This is a genomic window from Pseudoalteromonas sp. G5_S1_14_S5 (assembly GCF_054968605.1).
In genome coordinates this window covers 1-19,132 of record NZ_JBQKUM010000011.1, presented here as the reverse complement: position 1 = coordinate 19,132, position 19,132 = coordinate 1, and the positions used below count along the sequence as shown (strand labels likewise).

Genomic DNA, 19,132 nt, shown 5'->3' with positions numbered 1-19,132 from the left:
AATGGTATCAAAATTTCCTCTAGCGCTTACTGTTGTTGAATTAACAGTAATATATTCGTGCAACACATGTACTCCGAAGTTATCTCACTATTTTGTAAACGATCTTGCTAATTTACAAAATTGTCACTTGTGGGGCTAAGTGTTGCAGTTTCATATCTCAATTTAATAACTACATGATGAATATTTATTGCTCAAATATTCATCAATATTAATGTGGTCTGATCAGGTGGTGGTTGAATTTACATCTTTTTTGGGAGCTTAAATTTATCGAAGTGCTGTAGCGTTGTTGAATTTAAGGTCTGAAACCGGTTAATAACTAAGGAAAGTTAAACTATGACAACTTACTGTACGCCGTTAGAACAGTTGAAAGCTAATGTTAAAAAGCACCCTGACAAAGTGTGGCTTCATCAACCTGTTGATCGTAATTGGCATACCTATACGTGGCTTGAGGCAGATATTACAGCTCGGAAAGTCGCAAAAGGTTTGCTCGATTGTGGGCTCATCGAAGGGGACAAAGTCTCGATCATCGCTAAAAATTCGGCAGAGTGGTACATATGTGACTTAGCGATAATGATGGCTGGTTTGGTTAGTGTCCCGATTTACCCTACAGCAAGTTCAGACAACATAAGGTACGTATTGGAACATAGTGGCGTTAAAGCGATGTTCATTGGCAAACTTGATGATTCTAAAGAGCTCAGCAAAGCTTTACCTGAATCGTTAGTTACCATAGCAATGCCTAGTGCTAAAATCGACTGTAAGCTTGATTGGCATGCTTGGTTGTCTATGTTAACACCACTTGAAAAAATTAACGCCCCCAGTCTTAACGATACGTTTTCGATCATCTACACCTCTGGAAGTACTGGTTTAGCAAAGGGAGTTCAACTCAGTTATTTAAATGTTGCGTCGTCAGCGACATCTGGCAGTGAGATATTTTTCCAACCAGGGGAAACTCGCGTTGTGTCTTATCTGCCATTGGCTCATATCACTGAGCGTTGTGTAGTAGAACTTCCATCGATTTATAATCCCGCTGAAGTATTCTTTACTGAATCAATTGATACCTTTATTGAAGATGTTAAATATGCTCGTCCAACGGCTTTCCTTTCCGTACCAAGATTATGGACCAAGTTCCAGTCTAAGATCTTAGCTAAGATGCCTAATAATCGTTTACAGCTGCTACTTAACATCCCGTTTATTGGCCAAATTGTTGCGCGTAAAATACGTGAAAACTTAGGACTTCAAGACACGGTTTTATTTGGATCTGGTAGTGCACCTATTTCCCCAGAAGTGCTCCTGTGGTTCCACAAGATCGGTATCAGTATCGGCGAAGGTTGGGGGATGACAGAAACGTCAGGACTATCGTGCAGTAATGTCCCTTTTGATTTCGAACACCTTGGAACAATTGGAACGCCTCAACCGTGTGTAGAAATGAAGTTGTCTGAAGAAGGTGAAGTTCTGGTCAAAGGGGATGCCGTATTTTCGGGATATTACGCAAATGAGGAAGCGACCAAAGCCGCTTTTGAAGAGGGCTGGTTTAAGACGGGTGATAAAGCGGAGCTTTATGCTGATGGTTCATGGCGAATTATTGGACGAGTAAAAGAACAGTTTAAGACGAGTAAAGGAAAATACGTTTCACCTGTACCCATCGAAAGTAGTTTAGGTAGGAATCCAGATATTGAGCAAGTATGTGTTATGGGGATTGGTCGAAAACAGCCGATTGCATTAATTGTTTTAGGTGAAGGGACTCCTAGTACCGCAGCCCATGTACGAAAAGAACTGAAAGCTACCTTGAGGAAAGTGAACAGCGAGCTTGAGGCTCATGAAAGGCTCGATCACCTGATTGTTGTTGAACAGCCTTGGAGTATTGAGAATGGACTGCTAACACCTACTTTGAAGCTCAAAAGGGACCAAATTGAACAACGCTATGAGCATCTACTCAACTTGAACCTGTCTTATGAGGTCATCATTGAAAGTAAATTAACAGAGAAAGATAAGTCTTCTAGCTCCGCTTATTCTAAACGAGTTTCTGCAAGCGCATAAATAATCTAAATTAGACGGAACTAACAATGCCACAGTTATTAAGAAGGACAGACAATTTATCTAAGTTGTCTGTGAACAAGCACAACTATGCTTTAGTTTTTTTAATTGACTACAAAATATTGAAGATGGCTCATGGTGGCAATCTCCAGATGTTTTAAGTGTTAGCCTTACTGAAAAATTCGAAATATTTTCTGAAGAACAACTTAAAGAGTTATCGAAATGGGAGTGCGTTAATACTTTTAGCCTCAATTATACCGGAGAATTGGAGTTGATACATGAGGTAAGCCGAGTATTGAATAAAGTTTTTAACGCTACTCAATCATGTATTTTTTGTCAGATTAATTGTGACCAATCTGCTCATTTTCTCATTGCGAAGTCTAACAGTTTGAGAGCTGTACTTGACATACATCCGATTACGGAAGGTCACTTACTTATTCTCAGTAGAAGTCACGTTTCTCATCTTGAAGAGTTAAATGCTGATGAATACAAGGAGTTGTTCTTGTTCGCTAAGAAGTTGGGGCAGAGAGTTATCGAGGCATTTGATGATGTCAATGATTGTTTTGAAGTCGACGACTGTTTGTATCAAGCGAAATGCAATGGTAGAGACAGGGTATAGAGCAGTTCTGATAGAGATACAAAAACGTGTTTTCAGAGAACAAGCAGCAAACATAGAGGGACCTTCGATCTATGTCTAGTTACAGGTCCCTTCTTTATTCAACGTCAATGATGACGTGATGTTTGTTATCGCGTGAAGCTTACGGCTCTTGCTTAGTTGGTGCTAGAGCGATTTCACGGATACATACGTTTTGTGGTTGCTGGTAAGCGAATGATACTGCGCGAGCAATGTCGTCAGCTGCTAGTACGCCACCCATTTGCTCTTTCCACTCACCGTAACCATCTTTAATCTCTTGAGATGTTGTGTTAGAAAGAAGTTCAGTTTCTACCGCACCTGGTGCAATTGTTGTTACACGAACGTTAGCTGCAGCTACTTCTTCACGTACGTTTTCAGAGATAGCGTGTACAGCAAACTTAGTACCACAGTAAGCTGCGTGGTTAGGGAATGTTTTCTTACCCGCAATTGAGCTGATGTTAATGATTGTGCCGCTGTTACGCTCTTTCATTGGCGCAAGAACTGCTTGCATGCCGTTAAGAAGGCCAAGCACGTTCACATCGAACATACGTTTCCACTCAGATGCGTCTTGTGTATCAATTTGGCCCAGAAGCATTGCGCCAGCGTTGTTGATTAGCGCATCAACAGGGCCGAATTTCTCTTCACCTTGTGCAATCGCAGCTTCGAATGATGCTTGGTCAGTCACATCTACTTTTACTGCTAGAGAGTTTGGTAGGTTTAGCGCTTCAAGGCGGTCAATACGACGAGCTAGAAGTAGCAGAGGATGACCTTCATCGCTAAGACAACGAGCGATTGCTTCACCAATACCAGAGCTTGCACCTGTAACTACGATTAGTTTTTTCATTTTATTTCCTCTGTACTTTTATTGTGTCGGTTGGCTACGACGTATTGTTTAAGTGCATTTGAATCAAGTGCTTGTTGCCTTGCTTCGTTGCGATTGAGGTATATTAAGGAAAATAGAATTGTTGATATATAGTGCCTTACTTGAAACACTGTTGCTGTGGTGCAACAATGAGGGTGTTCACCTTATTGCTTCATCTCTTTTAATTTCACAAGTAAGTTGGCGGCTATGCTCAATCAAATTAACCTGTCTGATATTCGTTCCTTCGTGCTTATTGCTCGATTGGGTAACTTTACTAAAGCCGCTGAGGAGCTCGATGTGTCACGTTCCCATGTATCACGTCAGGTGAGTAGCCTAGAAAAGCAGATGGGCGTGACATTGTTTATTCGCACCACTCGAACCCTGAGGCTGACCCATGCAGGGCAAGATCTGTACACGAGATGTGAACAAGCTCTAGATAATATAGACCAAGCGCTGATTGCTGCCGTCGACGATGTCGAAGAAGTACGCGGTGACATCAAAGTCAACTGTGTCGGTGGTTATTTGGGGGAGGTGATTATTGCGGATCTGGTCAATGAGTTCATGCAGCTCTATCCCGATATCAGCATAAGCCTGGATTTCAGTAGTAACCGAGTCGACTTGATTGAAGACGCTTTCGATATCGCTTTTCGTATGGGAAGCCTTGAAGACGCGGGCTTTATTGCAAGGAAGTTATTGGATATAGAGATGGGAACGCTCGCGAGCCCTGAATATTTTGCTCGTAAAGGAAAGCCTAATCACCCTAAAGAGTTGATCCATCATGACTGCTTAACCGGTTCGGTGCGTAAATGGAGTTTTCAAGCGCTCGATGACACCAAGAAAACGCTCGATGTACATGTGACTGGAAGGTTGCAATGCAAAAATGGTCGAGTGCTAGTACAAGGCGCGAAGTCGGGTAACGGGATTATTCGTGTACCGACTATCTATTGTTTACAAGAACTGAACGATGGGCAATTAGTGCAGGTGTTTGATGACTGGGTGGTACCTAAAGTGGACTTTTCAGCGATCTACCACCGAGACCGCTATCAACCAAGCCGTATTAGAACCTTTATTGATTTTGTGAAAAGTCACTTTGAACAAATGCCAGTGAGCTAAGTATGTCTGCCGTCTTCCTTCTTTTGTCTTCCGTTTTTGACAACAGTTGGGCTGGCTTGAACTTGCATTTCGTCAATTTCGTTTTGTAGGCTTTCTAGCTGATCCAGAATCAGTAAGAACTTCTCACCAAATGGAGTGACCTGGTACTCAACTCTTGGTGGCAGTTCGTTGAACATTTGCTTATCTAGAATCCCGAACTCTACATTTCGCTTTAAACACTCATTTAAGACCTTGGTCGATAACCCTTCGACCGTGCGGACCATTTCACCGGGACGATTGATGCCATTTGCCAGCAGTTGGTAAACCGTGAGCGACCATTTACAGCCGTAGATGGTCTCTACCATGCGAGCTGAACGCTCTGGTGCTGATTTTCTTGAAAAAAAGTTTTCCTGATTTTTCATAAAGATGTACCAATAAGTACCTACCTAACCGATTTGTACTTACTATTCATAGTGTTATTTCAAAGCCTAAGATTACCACGTTCACATAACTTAGGAGATAACAAAATGAACTTCACTAAAAAGGGTATTGCAGTCGTAATCGGTGGCACAAGTGGTATGGGCTTTGAAACAGCGAAGCAGTTAGTCGCTCAAAATATCCATGTGTTGGTTGTCGGCAATAACCCAACCAAGTTAGATAAAGCAGTATCAGAACTTCAGTCGTTAGGCCACGCGACGGGATGGCAAGCTAATCTTTATGATGATGCGAGTGTAGCGAATCTTATAGCGTATTTAGAGTCTATTGAAGAGGGTATTGGTTACCTTGTTAATGCGGCCGGCTACTTTAACCCTAAAGCGTTTGTCGAGCATCAAGAGTCGGATTATGAGCAATACATGCAGCTCAATAAAGCGACTTTCTTCATCACTCAAGCTGTTAGCAAGTTGATGATCAAAAACGGTGGCGGTAACGTGGTGAATGTAGGCTCTATGTGGGCGAAACAAGCTATTAAAGCGACGCCATCTTCTGCGTATTCAATGGCAAAGGCAGGTCTACACGCTTTAACGCAGCACATGGCGATGGAGCTTGCGAACCACAATATTCGTGTTAATGCGGTTTCTCCAGCTGTCGTTAAAACGCCGATCTACGAATCATTCATTAAGCCAGAAGAAATCGACCAAGCGCTAGAAGGCTTCAATGATTTTCATCCTATTGGTCGAGTGGGTCAACCGAAAGACATCGCAAACAGCATCTCTTTCCTATTGTCTGACGGTGCCGATTGGGTAACGGGTGCAATCTGGGATGTTGATGGTGGTGTGATCGCGGGCCGTAATTAATCAAGCCGAGCTTTTAATATGGGGAATGCTTTGTCAGCAATTAACGATTAGCAGCTAACAGCAAAGCCTCCCCATCGCTCATTACTCGCGAAGAATAGACATCAGTAACACAATAATAATTTAAACCATACTTAGAGTAAGGTCGTCATAATGTTCAACATGGACTTTTCAAAGAGACTGGTTATCGAAACCGAGAAACTAGATTGGGATACAAGCCCGGCCAAAGGAGTGTGGCGTAAGCCTCTAGAAAGAGAAGAGAAAGAATCGGGTCACACGACTAGCGTGGTGAAATACGATCCTAAATCTTCGTTTTCTGAGCATCCGTATCCGCAAGGTGAGGAGATCTTCGTATTAGATGGTGTGTTCTCAGATGAAACTGGCGACTTCCCAGCTGGTACTTATATTCGTAACCCTCCTGGCAGTGCGTACTCTCCATCGAGCAAAGAGGGGTGCACGATCTTAGTTAAGCTAAACCAGTTTGATGACAGAGATTTAACTCAAGTTCGAATCAACACACTAGAAACGGAATGGCTACCGGGAATTGGCGGGTTACAGGTGTTGCCACTGCATGAGTTTGAGCATGAACATGTCGCTTTAGTGAAGTGGCCTGCCGGTGAGCGCTTTCAGCCACACCGTCACTTTGGTGGTGAAGAGATCTTTGTGTTGTCGGGCACCTTTAAAGATGAACATGGTGTGTACCCGAAGCATACTTGGATGCGCAGCCCTCACATGAGTGAGCATTTCCCTTATGTGGAAGAAGAGACGGTCATTTTAGTGAAAACGGGTCACTTGCCACTGATATGATGATTATCTCGACAAGCGAAACATAAAGCCGCTTACCAACAGTCAGCGGCTTTTTAGACTCTAGTGCTTATTGAGCTTACTCGGTGCACATTTGAGCATTAGTATGCGACTCCAATGCGTTGGCGTGGGAACTTACCGGCTTCGAGTTCATCAATCATCGCGATAGCGTAATCGCTGTATCTCGCATCTATCAGCTGCCGGTTGTTTGCCAGTTCATTGATTTTTCAGGAGAAGCTTGGTCTTGCGATATCAAGTCTGGAGATGTTTGAAACTTTATAGGCAATGTTATAAAGAAATAGAAGTTTAAAAGTCCATAAATACAAAAATCCGATATTAATGGTGATATCGGATTTGAACTCAATAATCTAGAGTTCTAGCACGCTCTCCTCTCACGAAGTCGTTATACATATCCATGTTCGGATAATCGAGTATTTAATTTATTTCCATTGATGTCTGGTAAAGGCTGATACAAACTTTTGGCTATTTCAGACAGCACCTGATCATAGACTTGCGAAACTGCACGGGATATATCACTGGTTAGTTCATACATGCTATCTGCAGGCTGAATTAGTTCACTGCTCGAAGAGATCTTCGCGAGCGATTGCATTGCTCGCGAAAAAATGGGTGAGCCAGTGCTGATAGGGCAAATTATCGATAGTTGGTTAAGCTTTCGATGCATCTGAGACGCGTAGAACTTAAATCTCAAATATTCTTCCGGTTTTTCGCTATCAGTAACTGTAATTTCTGGGATACATAAACGAAGTTTGGTGAGAACATCCATACAATCTAAGATTTGCTGCCAGTTCATATGATACTCACGGCTCATGTCTTCACGCTCAGATTGAATTAACCATACGATCATCACCTCATCCATTAAGAACATGCAGTGGCGAATGGTTTTACCGTGAATCGATTGGTTGCGAACTAAGCTTCGGTTTTGCCAATCACTGTGCATGGCGGTGAGCTTGAGGTGGTAGATGCGATACATAGGTCGGCTATCAAATGAGACGTGCGATTGAAGCAGCTCAGACACTTCAAGTATGTTGTCGTATATCTCATCTACTCTGCGAATTGAGTTACTAGATAATTTACAAGCCAGAGCGTAATGCGTGGCTGCACGGTGTTTTCGTGACAGTAACAGCAGCTCTCTGAGTAGAACTAAGGTCTCAAACCTGTGCGATAGCGCTGTCTGTCTTTTTATGGAGAAATAGAACAGAGTGGCAAGCACTGCTATGGATAAACCCACTGAAATAACGACAAACATATTCAACTCCCAATATCTGAATACCTATTTAGTGGTAGTGCAGATGCTGTGCCAGAATTGATAGTTTATATATTTCAATGGGTTATGGTTATCTGCGGTTTTGAATGATCAAAATTGGTGCATGACTTCACCATTCGAGTGAATGTTTCTCATATTTTGCAGGTTTTTTTGAGAGGTAATCCATCGAAAGTGGAACGTATGTTGGATTTCAGAGCTGAACTTTGTCGCCATAAGGAAATTGAAAAGGCCTCACCCTTTAATTCCGTTCACTAGAAACAGCATTAAAGAATGAGGCCTTTCGATATTTATCCGGCGCTCAATGACTTACAAAGCGAGCCATTAAGCACTAAGCCTTATGCAAGCTTCAGGTCGAACTCGTTGCGGTACATCACCATATCTTCGATGGTCAGTACTGGCATGTTGTGTAGTTTACCGAAAGCAACGATCTCTGGCGCTTTTGCCATTGTGCCATCTGGGTTGGTGACTTCACACAATACACCTGCTGGTTGAAGACCTGCCATTTGCATTAGGTCCACAGTACCTTCTGTGTGACCGCGGCGAGCAAGTACGCCACCTTTGCGAGCGCGTAATGGGAATACGTGACCAGGGCGAGCAAGGTCAGTAGGTTTCGCTGTCGGGTTTGCAGCTGTTTTGATCGTAGTAACACGGTCAGCGGCAGAAACACCTGTCGTAACGCCAACTTTTGCTTCAATAGTCACAGTAAACGCAGTTTGGTTTGCGCTGTTGTTATCAACAACCATAGGTGGAAGGTCAAGTTGGTTAGCTTGATCATCAGTTAGACAAAGACACACGATGCCGCTGCATTCACGGATCATAAGTGCCATTTGAGCATTAGTTAGGTGTTCTACTGAGTAGATGATGTCGCCTTCGTTCTCACGATCTTCATCGTCAAGTAAAAGTACGCCACGACCTTCGCGCAGAGCTTGCAGTGCGTTTTCAACGCGAGTGATTGGTTCGCCAAATTCGGCAAGTAGTGAAGACTGATTCATGGTTAAACTCCTAAAATATCACCAGAATCAGGGCTGTATGAGGGATCTCAACGAACACAACAAAGCCAACTCATTACAAGTCAGTTCATCATGGTTTTATCCAAAACGAAATGCACACGCCTAAGTTGGAGGCATGAGCCCAATAAACAGATACGCCTTTCCAACTTAAACGAGTGTGTTTCCATTCTCTCTCATCCGGACTATAACCGTCGGCTCTGGCATCTCACCAGATCTGCTGACCTCGACGAATCGAGCGCTCGCGGGCTTATCTTTAGATTTTGCTAAGGACATACCGCCGGTGGGGAATTTCGCCCCGCCCTGAGAATAAAAATTAATAATTTGTTTTGCTATGAAAGCAGACCAGATGTTAATCCTTTCAATACTGGATTTAAAGGACTCACAGCAAAGTTTTTTAGATTCATCGCTTTTAAATCGGTAAGTGTTCACTTTATCAGCAGAACGCAGGCAGGGTGCTTTATTACGGGCTAGCTTGGTTCCCGTCATTTGCTATTGGAATGTGAAATAAGGGTGTTGCTGCTGATGGGTTGCGGTGCGGTGTTTCACGTAACCAATAATAAAGCGACTCGAATAAACGAAGTTTATTGCGCTACGACGTCTTACTAAGCGTTTTTACAAAAAATTGATATTGGCGGTGCTAAGCTGCGATAGCATCCGACCACTTTATCCAAAAGATCTTAGCCATGACATCTCTGTTCTCTTACAAATCCAAAGGCTTATTGCTTCTCGTTTTAAGCTTGTATTCTCTCGCTCCCTTTTTGATCTTTGGATCTCATTTCGACCTTGGGAGTGCCGTATTGCCTTTTTATGGTGCTGTGATGACATTCGTGACTTATTCAGCGGGTAATCAAGGGTTCCTAATCACACTCGCGGTTCTCTCTTTATTGGTGCTGACATTAAAGTTCTCAAAAGCAAAGTTAGTGAGCCTTTGTTTGCAGCTCGGTGTTTTATTGGTGTTAAGTTTTGCTGCGAAGACATTTCTTAAATCATCAACGGAGAGTCCACGTCCATATACTGAGTACTTAGTTATCCAAGAAGTGGTTGATATGCCGGAGTTGTTTTATGAACTGCCACTAGAAGAAAAGAACGTGGCAATTAAGTCAGTAGAAGATAAGGTCAGCGAATGGCGAACACGTCATTGGCTTGGCGAAACAGACTATTCATTCCCGTCTGGACACATGATTTTCGTGGGTGTTTGCTTAGCATTCTTTGGAGGGTTGTTCTTAGAAGCGAAGCGTTTTTACCTTGTAGGCGGCATGCTAGCTTGGGCTGGTGGTGTAGCGTATAGCCGCGTTTGGCTTGGTATGCATCGTCCTGAAGACTTAGCGGCATCTATCGCTTTTGCGGGCTTAACTTACCTATTAGTACCACTGGTGCCAACGCAAAAAATAGAACCTTTGTTGCCTAAGTTCCTCAGAACAGCTTAACCATTCAAGAAGAGCTTCTTTGTTTAAAGCAACTAAGTTTTTAAAAGCAAATAATTTCTTGAAAACAAGTTAGTTCCCCAAAAGCAATTTGGCTTTCGCTTAACAAGCGGAATCTCTGGCTATTGATTGAGCCCGAGTTCTGCTTGTTTCTTTTTGGTTAGTCCCAAAGAGACGATTCGGTGAGACTCCGTGAGGTAGTATCTTAACTCGTCATCCCTTTCTGGTGTGCTCTCAAACAGCTGAATCCACCTCATTCCACGCGAAGCAAAGTAGGGGGCGGGTTTATACCCAGGCTCTTCTTTGAGAAAATCGAAATTCTGATCAGATGCCTTAAAGATAAATGTAGGCTCGTCGTTCGGTCCCCAACCTCCAATCGCAAAAACTTTACCACCCACTTTCCAAACGTGGGAATTGTTCCATTGCATGACATAGCTAGTAGCAGCTTGTGACTCGCAAAATGCATTGAATTCATCGTATGTCATAGAGCGCCTTCTCAATAGTTCGGTGCTGGTGGTGTTTATTTAGGATGCCGCTTGAAGTTAGCCAGCTAAGCCTTGCCAAATAGCCGTCAAGCCACTGATAGAACATAGCAGTAAAGAAGCGATGCGTATCTTCTCTTTCGAAATCGTTTGAGTGGTCATCATAGCCACTTTGTAGCCTAACCAAGCAGCGGGCAACAAAGGTATTGTGATGATCAAATGGTGGAGCGTAAAGAAGCCTATCGGGATCTGCACGACTAATGAGATGATTGAGCTAAACACAAAGAAAGCAGAAAGGTTGCCACGAAGCTGGTTAGCATCTTGGTGTTGAAGCAGTAACGCCATCGGCGGTCCCCCAATACCCGAACTTGTCCCAAAGAACCCTGAGAAAAATCCTGCAACCCCCATCTTAGCGGGGGTTGGCTCCAACCTAAATGGTAGTAGGCTTACAATCACAGCAAACACTACCAGTAAACCTAGCCACAGTGACAATACGCTCGTTGACACCATTACCAACAAAGCTCCTCCTGCCAATGAGCCAGGGATTCGGCCTAGCAGTGCGACTTTGAGTCCGCCAATAGAGATGTTTGCGCGGTGTTTTAACGCATTAAATATTGAGATAAATAGGGCAATGAGGCAGATAGGCGCAGGGACATAGTCTGGCGGACCAAAAATAGCAATGGGGCGGCGACAACAGCCAAGCCAAAGCCGATAGCGGTCTGTACAAACGAACCAACAAAAATGAGTGCCATTGCGATAAGGGCAGTTTGATTTAGGTATTCCATAGGCCTACGAGTAAGTTTTAAAGGAGCGAATGGATACTATAAATTAAAACGGTAGAAATAGTCTTAATGTTCAGTGAGGTTTATGCAAGTTTCGTTAGTTACATATGCAGTTTTTGCGTCCAATAAAAAAGAGAGCGGATATCTCAGGAACTAGTCCATTCAATAACCACTCTCTCATTGGATTGCTTATCGCTGTTACTGATTGGTGGAGTCAGTATTAAAAGTTAAGCCATTGCCAATTTCAGACGCTCAATTGGTTTGTCATTGATTGGTAAATGGATAAGCGCTGCGGCAAATGCCAATACCACCGTCGACCACCAGATTGGTTCGTAAGATCCGTAATAATCGTAAATACGACCGCCAACCCAAGCACCTAAGAAGCTACCTACTTGGTGAGTGAAGAACACCAAACCGTACAGAGTCGATAGGTAACGAGCTCCAAAGATCTGACGAACTAAACCTGAAGTCAGTGGAACCGTACCAAGCCAACAGAAGCCAATTGCAGCACCGAAGATCGCTGCGGTCGATTCTGTTACTGGCAGAGTCACAAACGCACCGATAACCACAGTTCGAACTAAGTAAAGTGCGGACATCACATGACGCTTGCTGCACTTGTCGCCCATCACCCCCCAGAAATAAGAACCGAAGATGTTGAAGATACCGACGTAAGCCAGTGCCATTGCTGCGCTGCTCGCTGGTAAGTTTTTGTCAGCTAGATAACTTGGTAAATGCGTTGCAATAAACATCACGTGGAAGCCACACACGAAGAAGCCTGCATGAATTAACCAGTAACCTTTGTGAGAAAAGGCTTCTGACAGCGCTTCTTTCAATGTTTGATTGTCTTCCACTCGCGTTTGTTTACTCGTTGCGGCTTTTGGCGCTCGCATGAAAAGAGCAAATGAGATCATCACGCAGCACAGCACAGCAAACACTTGCATCGCACTCTGCCAATCAAATTCGTTCAACATGTATTGCGCGCCTGGAATCACAGCAAACATACCAAATGAACCTGCAGCCGTAGTTAAACCAAATGCTTTAGCGGCATGTTCTGCCGGTACTACTTTCGCTACTGCACCTAATACGATCACATAGCTTGTTGCACTTAGTCCAAGGCCAACCAGTGCGCCTAGCGAAACGTAAAGCATGCTCGATTCGGTAGAAATTGAGGTAAGAAGTAAACCCAAACCGTAAGCACATGCGCCAGCAAAAATGATGCGCCTTGCTCCCCATTTGTCTGCAGCCATGCCAACAAAAGGTTGGAACACACCGAACAATAGGTTTTGTAGAGCAATAGCGAAGCTGAAAAACTCACGACCGGTGCCGAAATGCTCTGAAATTGGCATCATGAAAATGCCGAACGATTGTCTGATCCCTAGACTGATAATAAGTGTGCCGATCCCAAGCCATACCAGTAAAGGAAAACGGAAAATGCTCATTCTAATACTCTTAAATTAATGGTGGTGATGTGAGTGTTCTTGCGCAGATATGTTATGTTCAGTCATATGATGGTGATGCTCGTGTCCTGATTGCTGGTGGCATCCACTACTCACGGCGTGCTGAGCCAAAAGATCAATCAGTGGCTGACTGTGATGCACAATAACCAAACTAATGACGAGGAATAACGTCATTCTGGCAAGTTGAGCAAAAAGAGATTGTGAAAACATAAGGTGTTTACGTGCGCTCGATGTTGTAAGAAGTCGCGCATCATAATGATGGGTAGGGTATGTATCAAGTGACTATTTGTGATTTACTCTATGCGTTTCATGCATATATTTATACATTGTTGCTCTGAGAACGAAATGTGACTAGAAAATGGGAAAACTCGGTACTCACCGATTCCAAGGGAGAAGCCAGAAATTCAATATGGATACTTAGTATCGTGTCTATAACTATATGCTTTAACGAGATATTTCACAAAAATGTAAAAACTAATATACAAACTAATTACCGTATAAGATTGTCCGCTCGCTCGACTTATCTGTTAAACATCGTAAATTTGGGCGTAAATCGTTTCAACATGACTGAAACGCGATGTTAAAAGATTCAGGGAGAGTCATTCACATGGATAAAGATCATAACTTTCGCGAAAACTTGCTGGCACTGATCTTAGGTAGCGCACTGGTTTCACTTGGCGTTATTTTTTTCAATCAAGTCGGCTTGCTAACCGGAGGCACCGCTGGTCTAGCAATCTTCATCACCAAAGTAACAGACTTAAGCTTTGGCCAAGTGTTCTTCGCATTAAACTTACCTTTCTATATTTTATCCGTCGCTCGTATGGGGTGGCGTTTCACAATCAATACTTTTATTGCAGTTTCGATAGTTTCGTTCGCAGTGGATCACTTATATCACGTGATTCAGATCGCCGAGATTCATGCACTGTATGCAGCATTACTTGGCGGCGGATTAATTGGCACTGGTATGTTGGTGATTTTCCGTCACAAGATGAGCTTGGGTGGTTTTAATATTCTGGCGTTGTTCTTACAAGAACGTTTTGGGATTCGAGCAGGCAAGGTTCAGATGGCATTGGACTGTACCATTGTGGTGCTTTCACTGTTTATCGTTGATGCACCACTAATACTCTTGTCTGTATTGGGTGCAGTAGTCACCAACCTGATTCTCGCGATGAATCATAAACCTGGGCGCTACCAACCGGTTGTCAAAGCGGAAGCGGCTTAGCGAACTTGCGTCTAAGCCTATATTACAAGCAATAGAAAACAACAAAGCCAGCATCAATAGCTGGCTTTGTTCTATGAAAATAGTCATTTAACGCTTAGCAGTTGCCACAACCGGATACCGGTTGGAGCTCGCAATCAATCGCATTACCTTGTTTGTCTAGCGGCAAGTTGTAGCACTGTTCAAATAGATTCTTAAGATCGCCACGGCTTTTCTGAACGCGAGATTTAATGATCGAATAACTGACGTTTTGTTCTTCTGCTGGCGCTTTCTGGCTCTGACCCTTGATATCAACGGCAAGCAATAGCGAGGCACTCTGCTCAGGCAACGCTTGGATGAAGGGGTCAATGCATAAAGACAACTTCTGTTTGAACTCTTCGTTGCGGTCTAAATCTGCAAATCACAAATCGTCCGCATCAATTTTGCTATCACGTTGTTGGCGAGCATGTTTCCGGTAGAAGTCGATAATTGTGTTATTGGCTAATTGAAATAGCCACGACTTAACACTGCTTGAATCTTGAATCTTGAATCTTGAATCTTGAATCTTGAACTTTGTGCAGGTTCTGAAAAGTCTTAATTAAGATCTCTTGCAGCAAATCTTCAACATCGACGGTATTACTGACTTTAGAGTGGAGGAATGCTTTTAATGTCTACTGATACTCAGCCCACACCAGCTCAAGGTTTAAAGATGTGCTATTTGCATTTTTCATTTACGCAACACTCGTCTTGTAAGAAACCAATAACCCCTTCTAGACATTCATACTCTGCAACACAAAAGAGAGTCCTGCCTTCACGTCTTTGGCTGATGAGGCCTGCTGATGCAAGGCTTGATATGTGGTGAGACAAAGTAGAACCGGGGATACCGAGTTCTTCTTGTAGGCCGCCAACCGCAATGCCTTGGTAGCCAGCTTTTACAACACTCTTATAGATACTAAGGCGAATTGGGTGGCCTAGCTCTTTAAGTGCTTTTGCTACGACTTCTAAGTTCATATTAACTCCTCAATATTTAATTTCGATAATAATCGAAATAAAGGTCAAATTCAAATCTAAAAACAGTGAATACGTAAGTTATTGAAAGTATGCTCGATTGTGATTTTAATTCGATTTCTATCGAAATAATACTTGATCTACAACTTTTTATTTCTATAATTCGAGAATGTTCGAAATTAAAGGTCCGGCACTTTCCTCATAGAGTTCGACCTTCAATCCTATTTGGAGTTAATCATGAGCAATGAAATGTTAACAATGCTAAAAGACGCACTGGATATGTTCGTTTTCTTAGCAGCAGAACTCATCATCCTTTTCTTGGCGATCAGTTACATCGTTGGGATTCTTTAAGAGTTCCTTGCGCCCTAGAAGATTCAATCTATCTTGAGCTCACGTAACGGTAAGGGCTATGTGATTGCTGCACTACTCGGTGCGATTACGCCTTTCTGTTCATGTTCGACGATTCCTTTCCTAAAAGGTTTGCTGCGTGCACGAGCGGGTTTTGGTCCAATGATGGTGTTCCTATTTGGTAGTCCACTATTGAACCCAGTGATCATTGGTTTGTTCGTGATTACCTTTGGCTGGCAAGTGGCAACGTTCTACTTCTTAGTCGCAATGACGGTATCCGTAGTAGCAGGTTACACACTGGAAAAACTAGGCTTTGAGCGTTACGTAAAAGCAGAAGCGTATGAATCAACAGGTTCATCTTCAAGCTGCGGTAGTAGTTGTGGTGACTCTGTTCCTAAGAAAGCAGAACCAGCAAAAGCGAAATCTTCATGTGGTACAAGTGCATGTGGTGAACCTGCACCAGTAATGGTAAAAGAGAGCGCATGCTGTGGAACGAAGAAAGAAGAACCGAAAGTAGAAGTATCATGCTGCTCGGCTGAGGGTACAGCGACAGTGGTTGAGAAGAAAGAACCTAGCCGCTGGGTAAGAATCTGGTTCTCAACTTGGAAAGACTTAAAACAAGTATTCCCTTACTTGATGATGGGTATCGCAATTGGTTCATTCATCTATGGCTTCATTCCAACTGACTTAATTGCTGAATATGCAGGTGAAGGTAAGTGGTACGCGATTCCAATCGCAGCTGTAATTGGTATTCCACTGTACATTCGTGCTGAAGCTGTGATTCCACTAAGTGCTGCATTAGTACAAAAAGGTATGGTTTTAGGTTCAGTAATGGCATTAATCATTGGTAGTGCCGGCGCAAGCTTGACAGAAGTTATTCTGCTTAAGTCTATCTTCAAAAATCAGATGATTGCGGCCTTCCTATTCGTAATTCTCAGTATGGCGATTGGTGCAGGTTACCTATACACTTTCACCTTTGGTTAATCTTAGATAACACCATTGATACAAAAATATAGCCAATAAAAAGAGCTCACATTGTTGAGCTCTTTTGGGTTTTTAAAGGAAAGCAACAGCGCAATATCAAACAGAGTTAGGCAGTGCAGATGAGGTGCCTTATGTCGCGAAAGCATTAGTTGTTAACACATTGCAGTGGTGTCGATTAATTGCATCCCCGTAATTGTTAGTAATACCGGGGAATTGAAAACGATACATTAGAATACCCAAGCGATGCTCTCTTTGCTGTCCGATTCGGTCTTTGCTTGTCAAAACAGTCGATTCTTTGCGGTGTAGGTTATGCCGTGCATTTTATTACAATTGTGTTAGCTGAAGACGATGCGAAAGAACTCAATCATCTAGTCGTCTTAGCATCGGAGCAATACGAGACGTTGATGCGAGATCTCATGTGAGGGGCGAGCTTGCGACACATTAAATGAAGGTGTTATATACATCGGAAAAACTAAAAGCCCGGCAAACAACCGGGCTTTGTTAATTGGATTTCGTCTTATTGAGTTTAGAAACCGCGGATATCCAATTCGTTGTTGATTAACACAACACACTGAGAAGCGAATAGCATGTTTGGGCCTAAGCTGATTTTCTCTGTTCCTAGGCGCTTTAAGCTGTTGTAGCTTTTCTTTGGCATAGGGATGTGATCAGTCAAAAGGAAACATGGGTTTTCAGCAACCTCTGCATCACGGATAAAGTCACCTTTTTTATCCATCATGTACAGCTGGTGGTCTTCAGCCAGTTCTTTAACCAGCTTTTCAAAACTCATAGTGCGAACAGTGATGCCCGGTTCAACCTGACGCGTCTGTTCTTTAGTCATACCTTGAGAAGCGTCAACCGCTCTTACTACCGCTGACAACAACGCCGACTCATGGAAACCACCAATATTAGTGATCTCATTAGAATCGAATGTAATTGTACGTGAAAAGTCTTTAGTACTTTCTAATACAAGGTGTACGGTGACATTCTCGCGGTGAGACTGGGCAACGAAGATCGTGTTCATCAAAGTATGAGCCAGAATCTCAGTATGAGCATCTTGTCCAACGCCTTCTAAGATAAGTTTACTCTCCGTAGGGGCTGCGCGAGCGCGTAATACAAATGAACGCATAGAATGTACCTTGTCAGTATGTGATAAAGCGAAACGAGCTTTAGCAACATGAATTGATGAATAACCAAAATTGTGGCGGTATGTAACTCTTTTCTATTAATGAAGTCAAATAGAGTTGCTTATAGCGCTAACTTCAAGAACTCAACGTATTAAATAGAGAATGACCACATTACAAGATGGTAAAGGTTGAAGCGACCGATTGTTTACATAAATAGTATGCGCAAATTATTAGTTGGCTTGCAGAAGGAAGTAGTCGATGAAGTTACAGAAAATAGATAAAGAAGAATATAGAAAGAAGATGAACCTGTTGTTGGTTGGTTTAGTTGGATCACTTGCAGTGTTTGCTATCGTATTCGGCACCATACTGATTGACTTATTTGGCACAACAAATTCAATTGCTGGTGAATCAACGGGCAATTTCCATTTAAACGCGCTTGGAGTGATCTTGTCTGTAGCGCTAAATACTTTTATTGCGAGTCGGGTAAAGGGACATGAATACTTCAAGGAAGCGGTGTACGTGTGGAACCTTAAACAAATCCACAATCAAATCTATAGAAAGCTAAAACGAATTCAACCGAAGGCTGAGCAAGGTGACCAAGATGCGTTGGTCATTCTGTACTTCTATTACACCACACAAAAACAAGTATACGACCTAGATAACAACACATTGACCATAACGACGGTGAAACACTCTCTAGATAACATCGTAGAGTTGAGTAAAAAATGGGGTATAGAGTTAGATATAGAATCCTTTTCGAGAGATTTAATCACAAAGTTTTGAGGAATATACCTATTATTGTATGAGATTTGAGCGATGAAAGAGCCTTTTGACGTAAAAGTAAACACTTAAACAAGTTTTTTAAATTTTTATCAAAAAAGGGGTTGCCATGTTTTCGATGATCTCTATAATGCCGGCTCACTGACACGGCAGACGCCACAAGGCTTCAGCAGTAGTCAGTAAGACGGAAAGTTCGAAGAAATTAATTTTTAAAAAGTGTTTGACACTTAAGATTAAATCGCTAGAATTCACGTCCGCTTTCAAGGGTTTCTTTGTAAAAAGAAAGTTTCGATAAGCAAAGCTCTTTAACAATTTAAACCTATCAATATGTGTGGGCACTCGTTGATGAGTATCAAATTGATTCTTAGGAATCACATTGATTTCAATGAACTGAGTGACCAATTCGAATTGGTACAGCCTTGAGCTGTTTGATTTTACTTTTTAAAGTGAAAACCAATAAGAGCACAGTCAATTCACAGTCACCATTCGTAAGCTTTTTGCTAAAACAAATGGGGAGTGTAATCAGTATTCA

20 protein-coding genes and 1 riboswitch are annotated in these 19,132 nt (G+C 42.6%); of the genes, 10 read left to right on the top strand and 10 right to left on the bottom strand.

Going from position 1 to position 19,132, the window contains the following annotated elements; translation table 11 throughout:
* Positions 1-333: 333 nt before the first annotated feature.
* Positions 334-2,037 (top strand): AMP-binding protein, encoded by a 1,704-nt coding sequence (locus tag ACTRWI_RS05225; RefSeq protein ID WP_499129757.1) that lies wholly within the window; start codon positions 334-336, stop codon positions 2,035-2,037.
* A 262-nt stretch (positions 2,038-2,299) separates the two neighbouring features.
* Positions 2,300-2,653 (top strand): HIT family protein, encoded by a 354-nt coding sequence (locus ACTRWI_RS05220; protein WP_499129756.1) that lies wholly within the window; start codon positions 2,300-2,302, stop codon positions 2,651-2,653.
* Between the two features lie 139 nt (positions 2,654-2,792).
* On the opposite strand, the gene ACTRWI_RS05215 is transcribed toward ACTRWI_RS05220, so the two are convergent.
* Positions 2,793-3,512, bottom strand: coding sequence for an SDR family oxidoreductase (locus ACTRWI_RS05215; RefSeq protein WP_499129755.1), 720 nt, complete (start codon positions 3,510-3,512; stop codon positions 2,793-2,795).
* Positions 3,513-3,737: 225 nt separating this feature from the next.
* On the opposite strand from ACTRWI_RS05215, the gene ACTRWI_RS05210 reads away from it, so the two are divergent.
* Positions 3,738-4,643 carry a LysR family transcriptional regulator gene (locus ACTRWI_RS05210; RefSeq protein WP_499129754.1) on the top strand — a complete coding sequence of 302 codons (906 nt, stop codon included), beginning with the start codon at positions 3,738-3,740 and terminating at the stop codon, positions 4,641-4,643.
* Here ACTRWI_RS05210 and ACTRWI_RS05205 read toward each other — a convergent pair.
* A complete protein-coding gene (locus ACTRWI_RS05205) occupies positions 4,640-5,044 on the bottom strand; it encodes a winged helix-turn-helix transcriptional regulator (RefSeq protein ID WP_499129753.1) in 405 nt (134 codons plus the stop codon). The genes ACTRWI_RS05210 and ACTRWI_RS05205 overlap by 4 nt on opposite strands.
* A 105-nt stretch (positions 5,045-5,149) precedes the next feature.
* Here ACTRWI_RS05205 and ACTRWI_RS05200 point away from each other — a divergent pair, with 105 nt between their 5' ends.
* Together ACTRWI_RS05200 and ACTRWI_RS05195 are read left to right on the top strand one after the other, a co-directional pair.
* Positions 5,150-5,917: an SDR family NAD(P)-dependent oxidoreductase gene (locus ACTRWI_RS05200; protein ID WP_499129752.1), complete on the top strand. Its 768-nt coding sequence runs from the start codon at positions 5,150-5,152 to the stop codon at positions 5,915-5,917.
* Between the two features lie 150 nt (positions 5,918-6,067).
* Entirely contained in the window at positions 6,068-6,721 is a 654-nt protein-coding gene (locus ACTRWI_RS05195; RefSeq protein WP_499129751.1) for a cupin domain-containing protein, read from the top strand.
* Between the two features lie 400 nt (positions 6,722-7,121).
* On the opposite strand, the gene ACTRWI_RS05190 is transcribed toward ACTRWI_RS05195, so the two are convergent.
* On the bottom strand, positions 7,122-7,985 hold the full coding sequence (locus ACTRWI_RS05190) for a hypothetical protein (RefSeq protein ID WP_499129750.1): 864 nt from the start codon (positions 7,983-7,985) through the stop codon (positions 7,122-7,124).
* 353 nt (positions 7,986-8,338) lie between these two features.
* On the bottom strand, positions 8,339-8,995 hold the full coding sequence (ribB, locus tag ACTRWI_RS05185) for a 3,4-dihydroxy-2-butanone-4-phosphate synthase (protein WP_063521737.1): 657 nt from the start codon (positions 8,993-8,995) through the stop codon (positions 8,339-8,341).
* Positions 8,996-9,174: 179 nt separating this feature from the next.
* Positions 9,175-9,325: riboswitch (FMN riboswitch) on the bottom strand.
* Positions 9,326-9,831: 506 nt separating this feature from the next.
* On the opposite strand from ribB, the gene ACTRWI_RS05180 reads away from it, so the two are divergent.
* Complete coding sequence (locus ACTRWI_RS05180; RefSeq protein WP_499129749.1) at positions 9,832-10,440, top strand: phosphatase PAP2 family protein; 609 nt, start codon at positions 9,832-9,834, stop codon at positions 10,438-10,440.
* A gap of 119 nt (positions 10,441-10,559) precedes the next feature.
* Here the strand turns inward: ACTRWI_RS05180 and ACTRWI_RS05175 are convergent, their stop codons facing one another.
* The 3 genes from ACTRWI_RS05175 to ACTRWI_RS05165 form a co-directional block, all read right to left on the bottom strand.
* Complete coding sequence (locus ACTRWI_RS05175; RefSeq protein ID WP_499129748.1) at positions 10,560-10,922, bottom strand: MmcQ/YjbR family DNA-binding protein; 363 nt, start codon at positions 10,920-10,922, stop codon at positions 10,560-10,562.
* 57 nt (positions 10,923-10,979) lie between these two features.
* Entirely contained in the window at positions 10,980-11,540 is a 561-nt protein-coding gene (locus ACTRWI_RS05170; protein WP_499129802.1) for a sulfite exporter TauE/SafE family protein, read from the bottom strand.
* A gap of 388 nt (positions 11,541-11,928) precedes the next feature.
* On the bottom strand, positions 11,929-13,140 hold the full coding sequence (locus ACTRWI_RS05165) for an MFS transporter (protein WP_499129747.1): 1,212 nt from the start codon (positions 13,138-13,140) through the stop codon (positions 11,929-11,931).
* A gap of 29 nt (positions 13,141-13,169) precedes the next feature.
* Between ACTRWI_RS05165 and ACTRWI_RS05160 the strand changes: the two genes are divergently transcribed.
* The gene (locus ACTRWI_RS05160; RefSeq protein WP_499129746.1) at positions 13,170-13,304 is read left to right on the top strand and encodes a hypothetical protein; all 135 of its coding nucleotides are present in this window, start codon (positions 13,170-13,172) and stop codon (positions 13,302-13,304) included.
* 461 nt (positions 13,305-13,765) lie between these two features.
* Entirely contained in the window at positions 13,766-14,380 is a 615-nt protein-coding gene (locus ACTRWI_RS05155) for a DUF6198 family protein (RefSeq protein ID WP_102424879.1), read from the top strand.
* A gap of 94 nt (positions 14,381-14,474) precedes the next feature.
* Here the strand turns inward: ACTRWI_RS05155 and ACTRWI_RS05150 are convergent, their stop codons facing one another.
* Positions 14,475-14,738, bottom strand: a complete 264-nt coding sequence (locus tag ACTRWI_RS05150) for a hypothetical protein (protein WP_499129745.1) — start codon at positions 14,736-14,738, stop codon at positions 14,475-14,477.
* Positions 14,739-15,070: 332 nt separating this feature from the next.
* Complete coding sequence (locus tag ACTRWI_RS05145; protein ID WP_499129744.1) at positions 15,071-15,367, bottom strand: ArsR/SmtB family transcription factor; 297 nt, start codon at positions 15,365-15,367, stop codon at positions 15,071-15,073.
* Between the two features lie 381 nt (positions 15,368-15,748).
* Between ACTRWI_RS05145 and ACTRWI_RS05140 the strand changes: the two genes are divergently transcribed.
* The gene (locus ACTRWI_RS05140; protein ID WP_499129743.1) at positions 15,749-16,696 is read left to right on the top strand and encodes a permease; all 948 of its coding nucleotides are present in this window, start codon (positions 15,749-15,751) and stop codon (positions 16,694-16,696) included.
* A 526-nt stretch (positions 16,697-17,222) separates the two neighbouring features.
* On the opposite strand, the gene trmY is transcribed toward ACTRWI_RS05140, so the two are convergent.
* The gene (trmY, locus tag ACTRWI_RS05135; RefSeq protein ID WP_499129742.1) at positions 17,223-17,822 is read right to left on the bottom strand and encodes a tRNA (pseudouridine(54)-N(1))-methyltransferase TrmY; all 600 of its coding nucleotides are present in this window, start codon (positions 17,820-17,822) and stop codon (positions 17,223-17,225) included.
* Between the two features lie 256 nt (positions 17,823-18,078).
* Between trmY and ACTRWI_RS05130 the strand changes: the two genes are divergently transcribed.
* Complete coding sequence (locus tag ACTRWI_RS05130; protein WP_499129741.1) at positions 18,079-18,603, top strand: DUF3087 family protein; 525 nt, start codon at positions 18,079-18,081, stop codon at positions 18,601-18,603.
* Positions 18,604-19,132 lie beyond the last annotated feature (529 nt).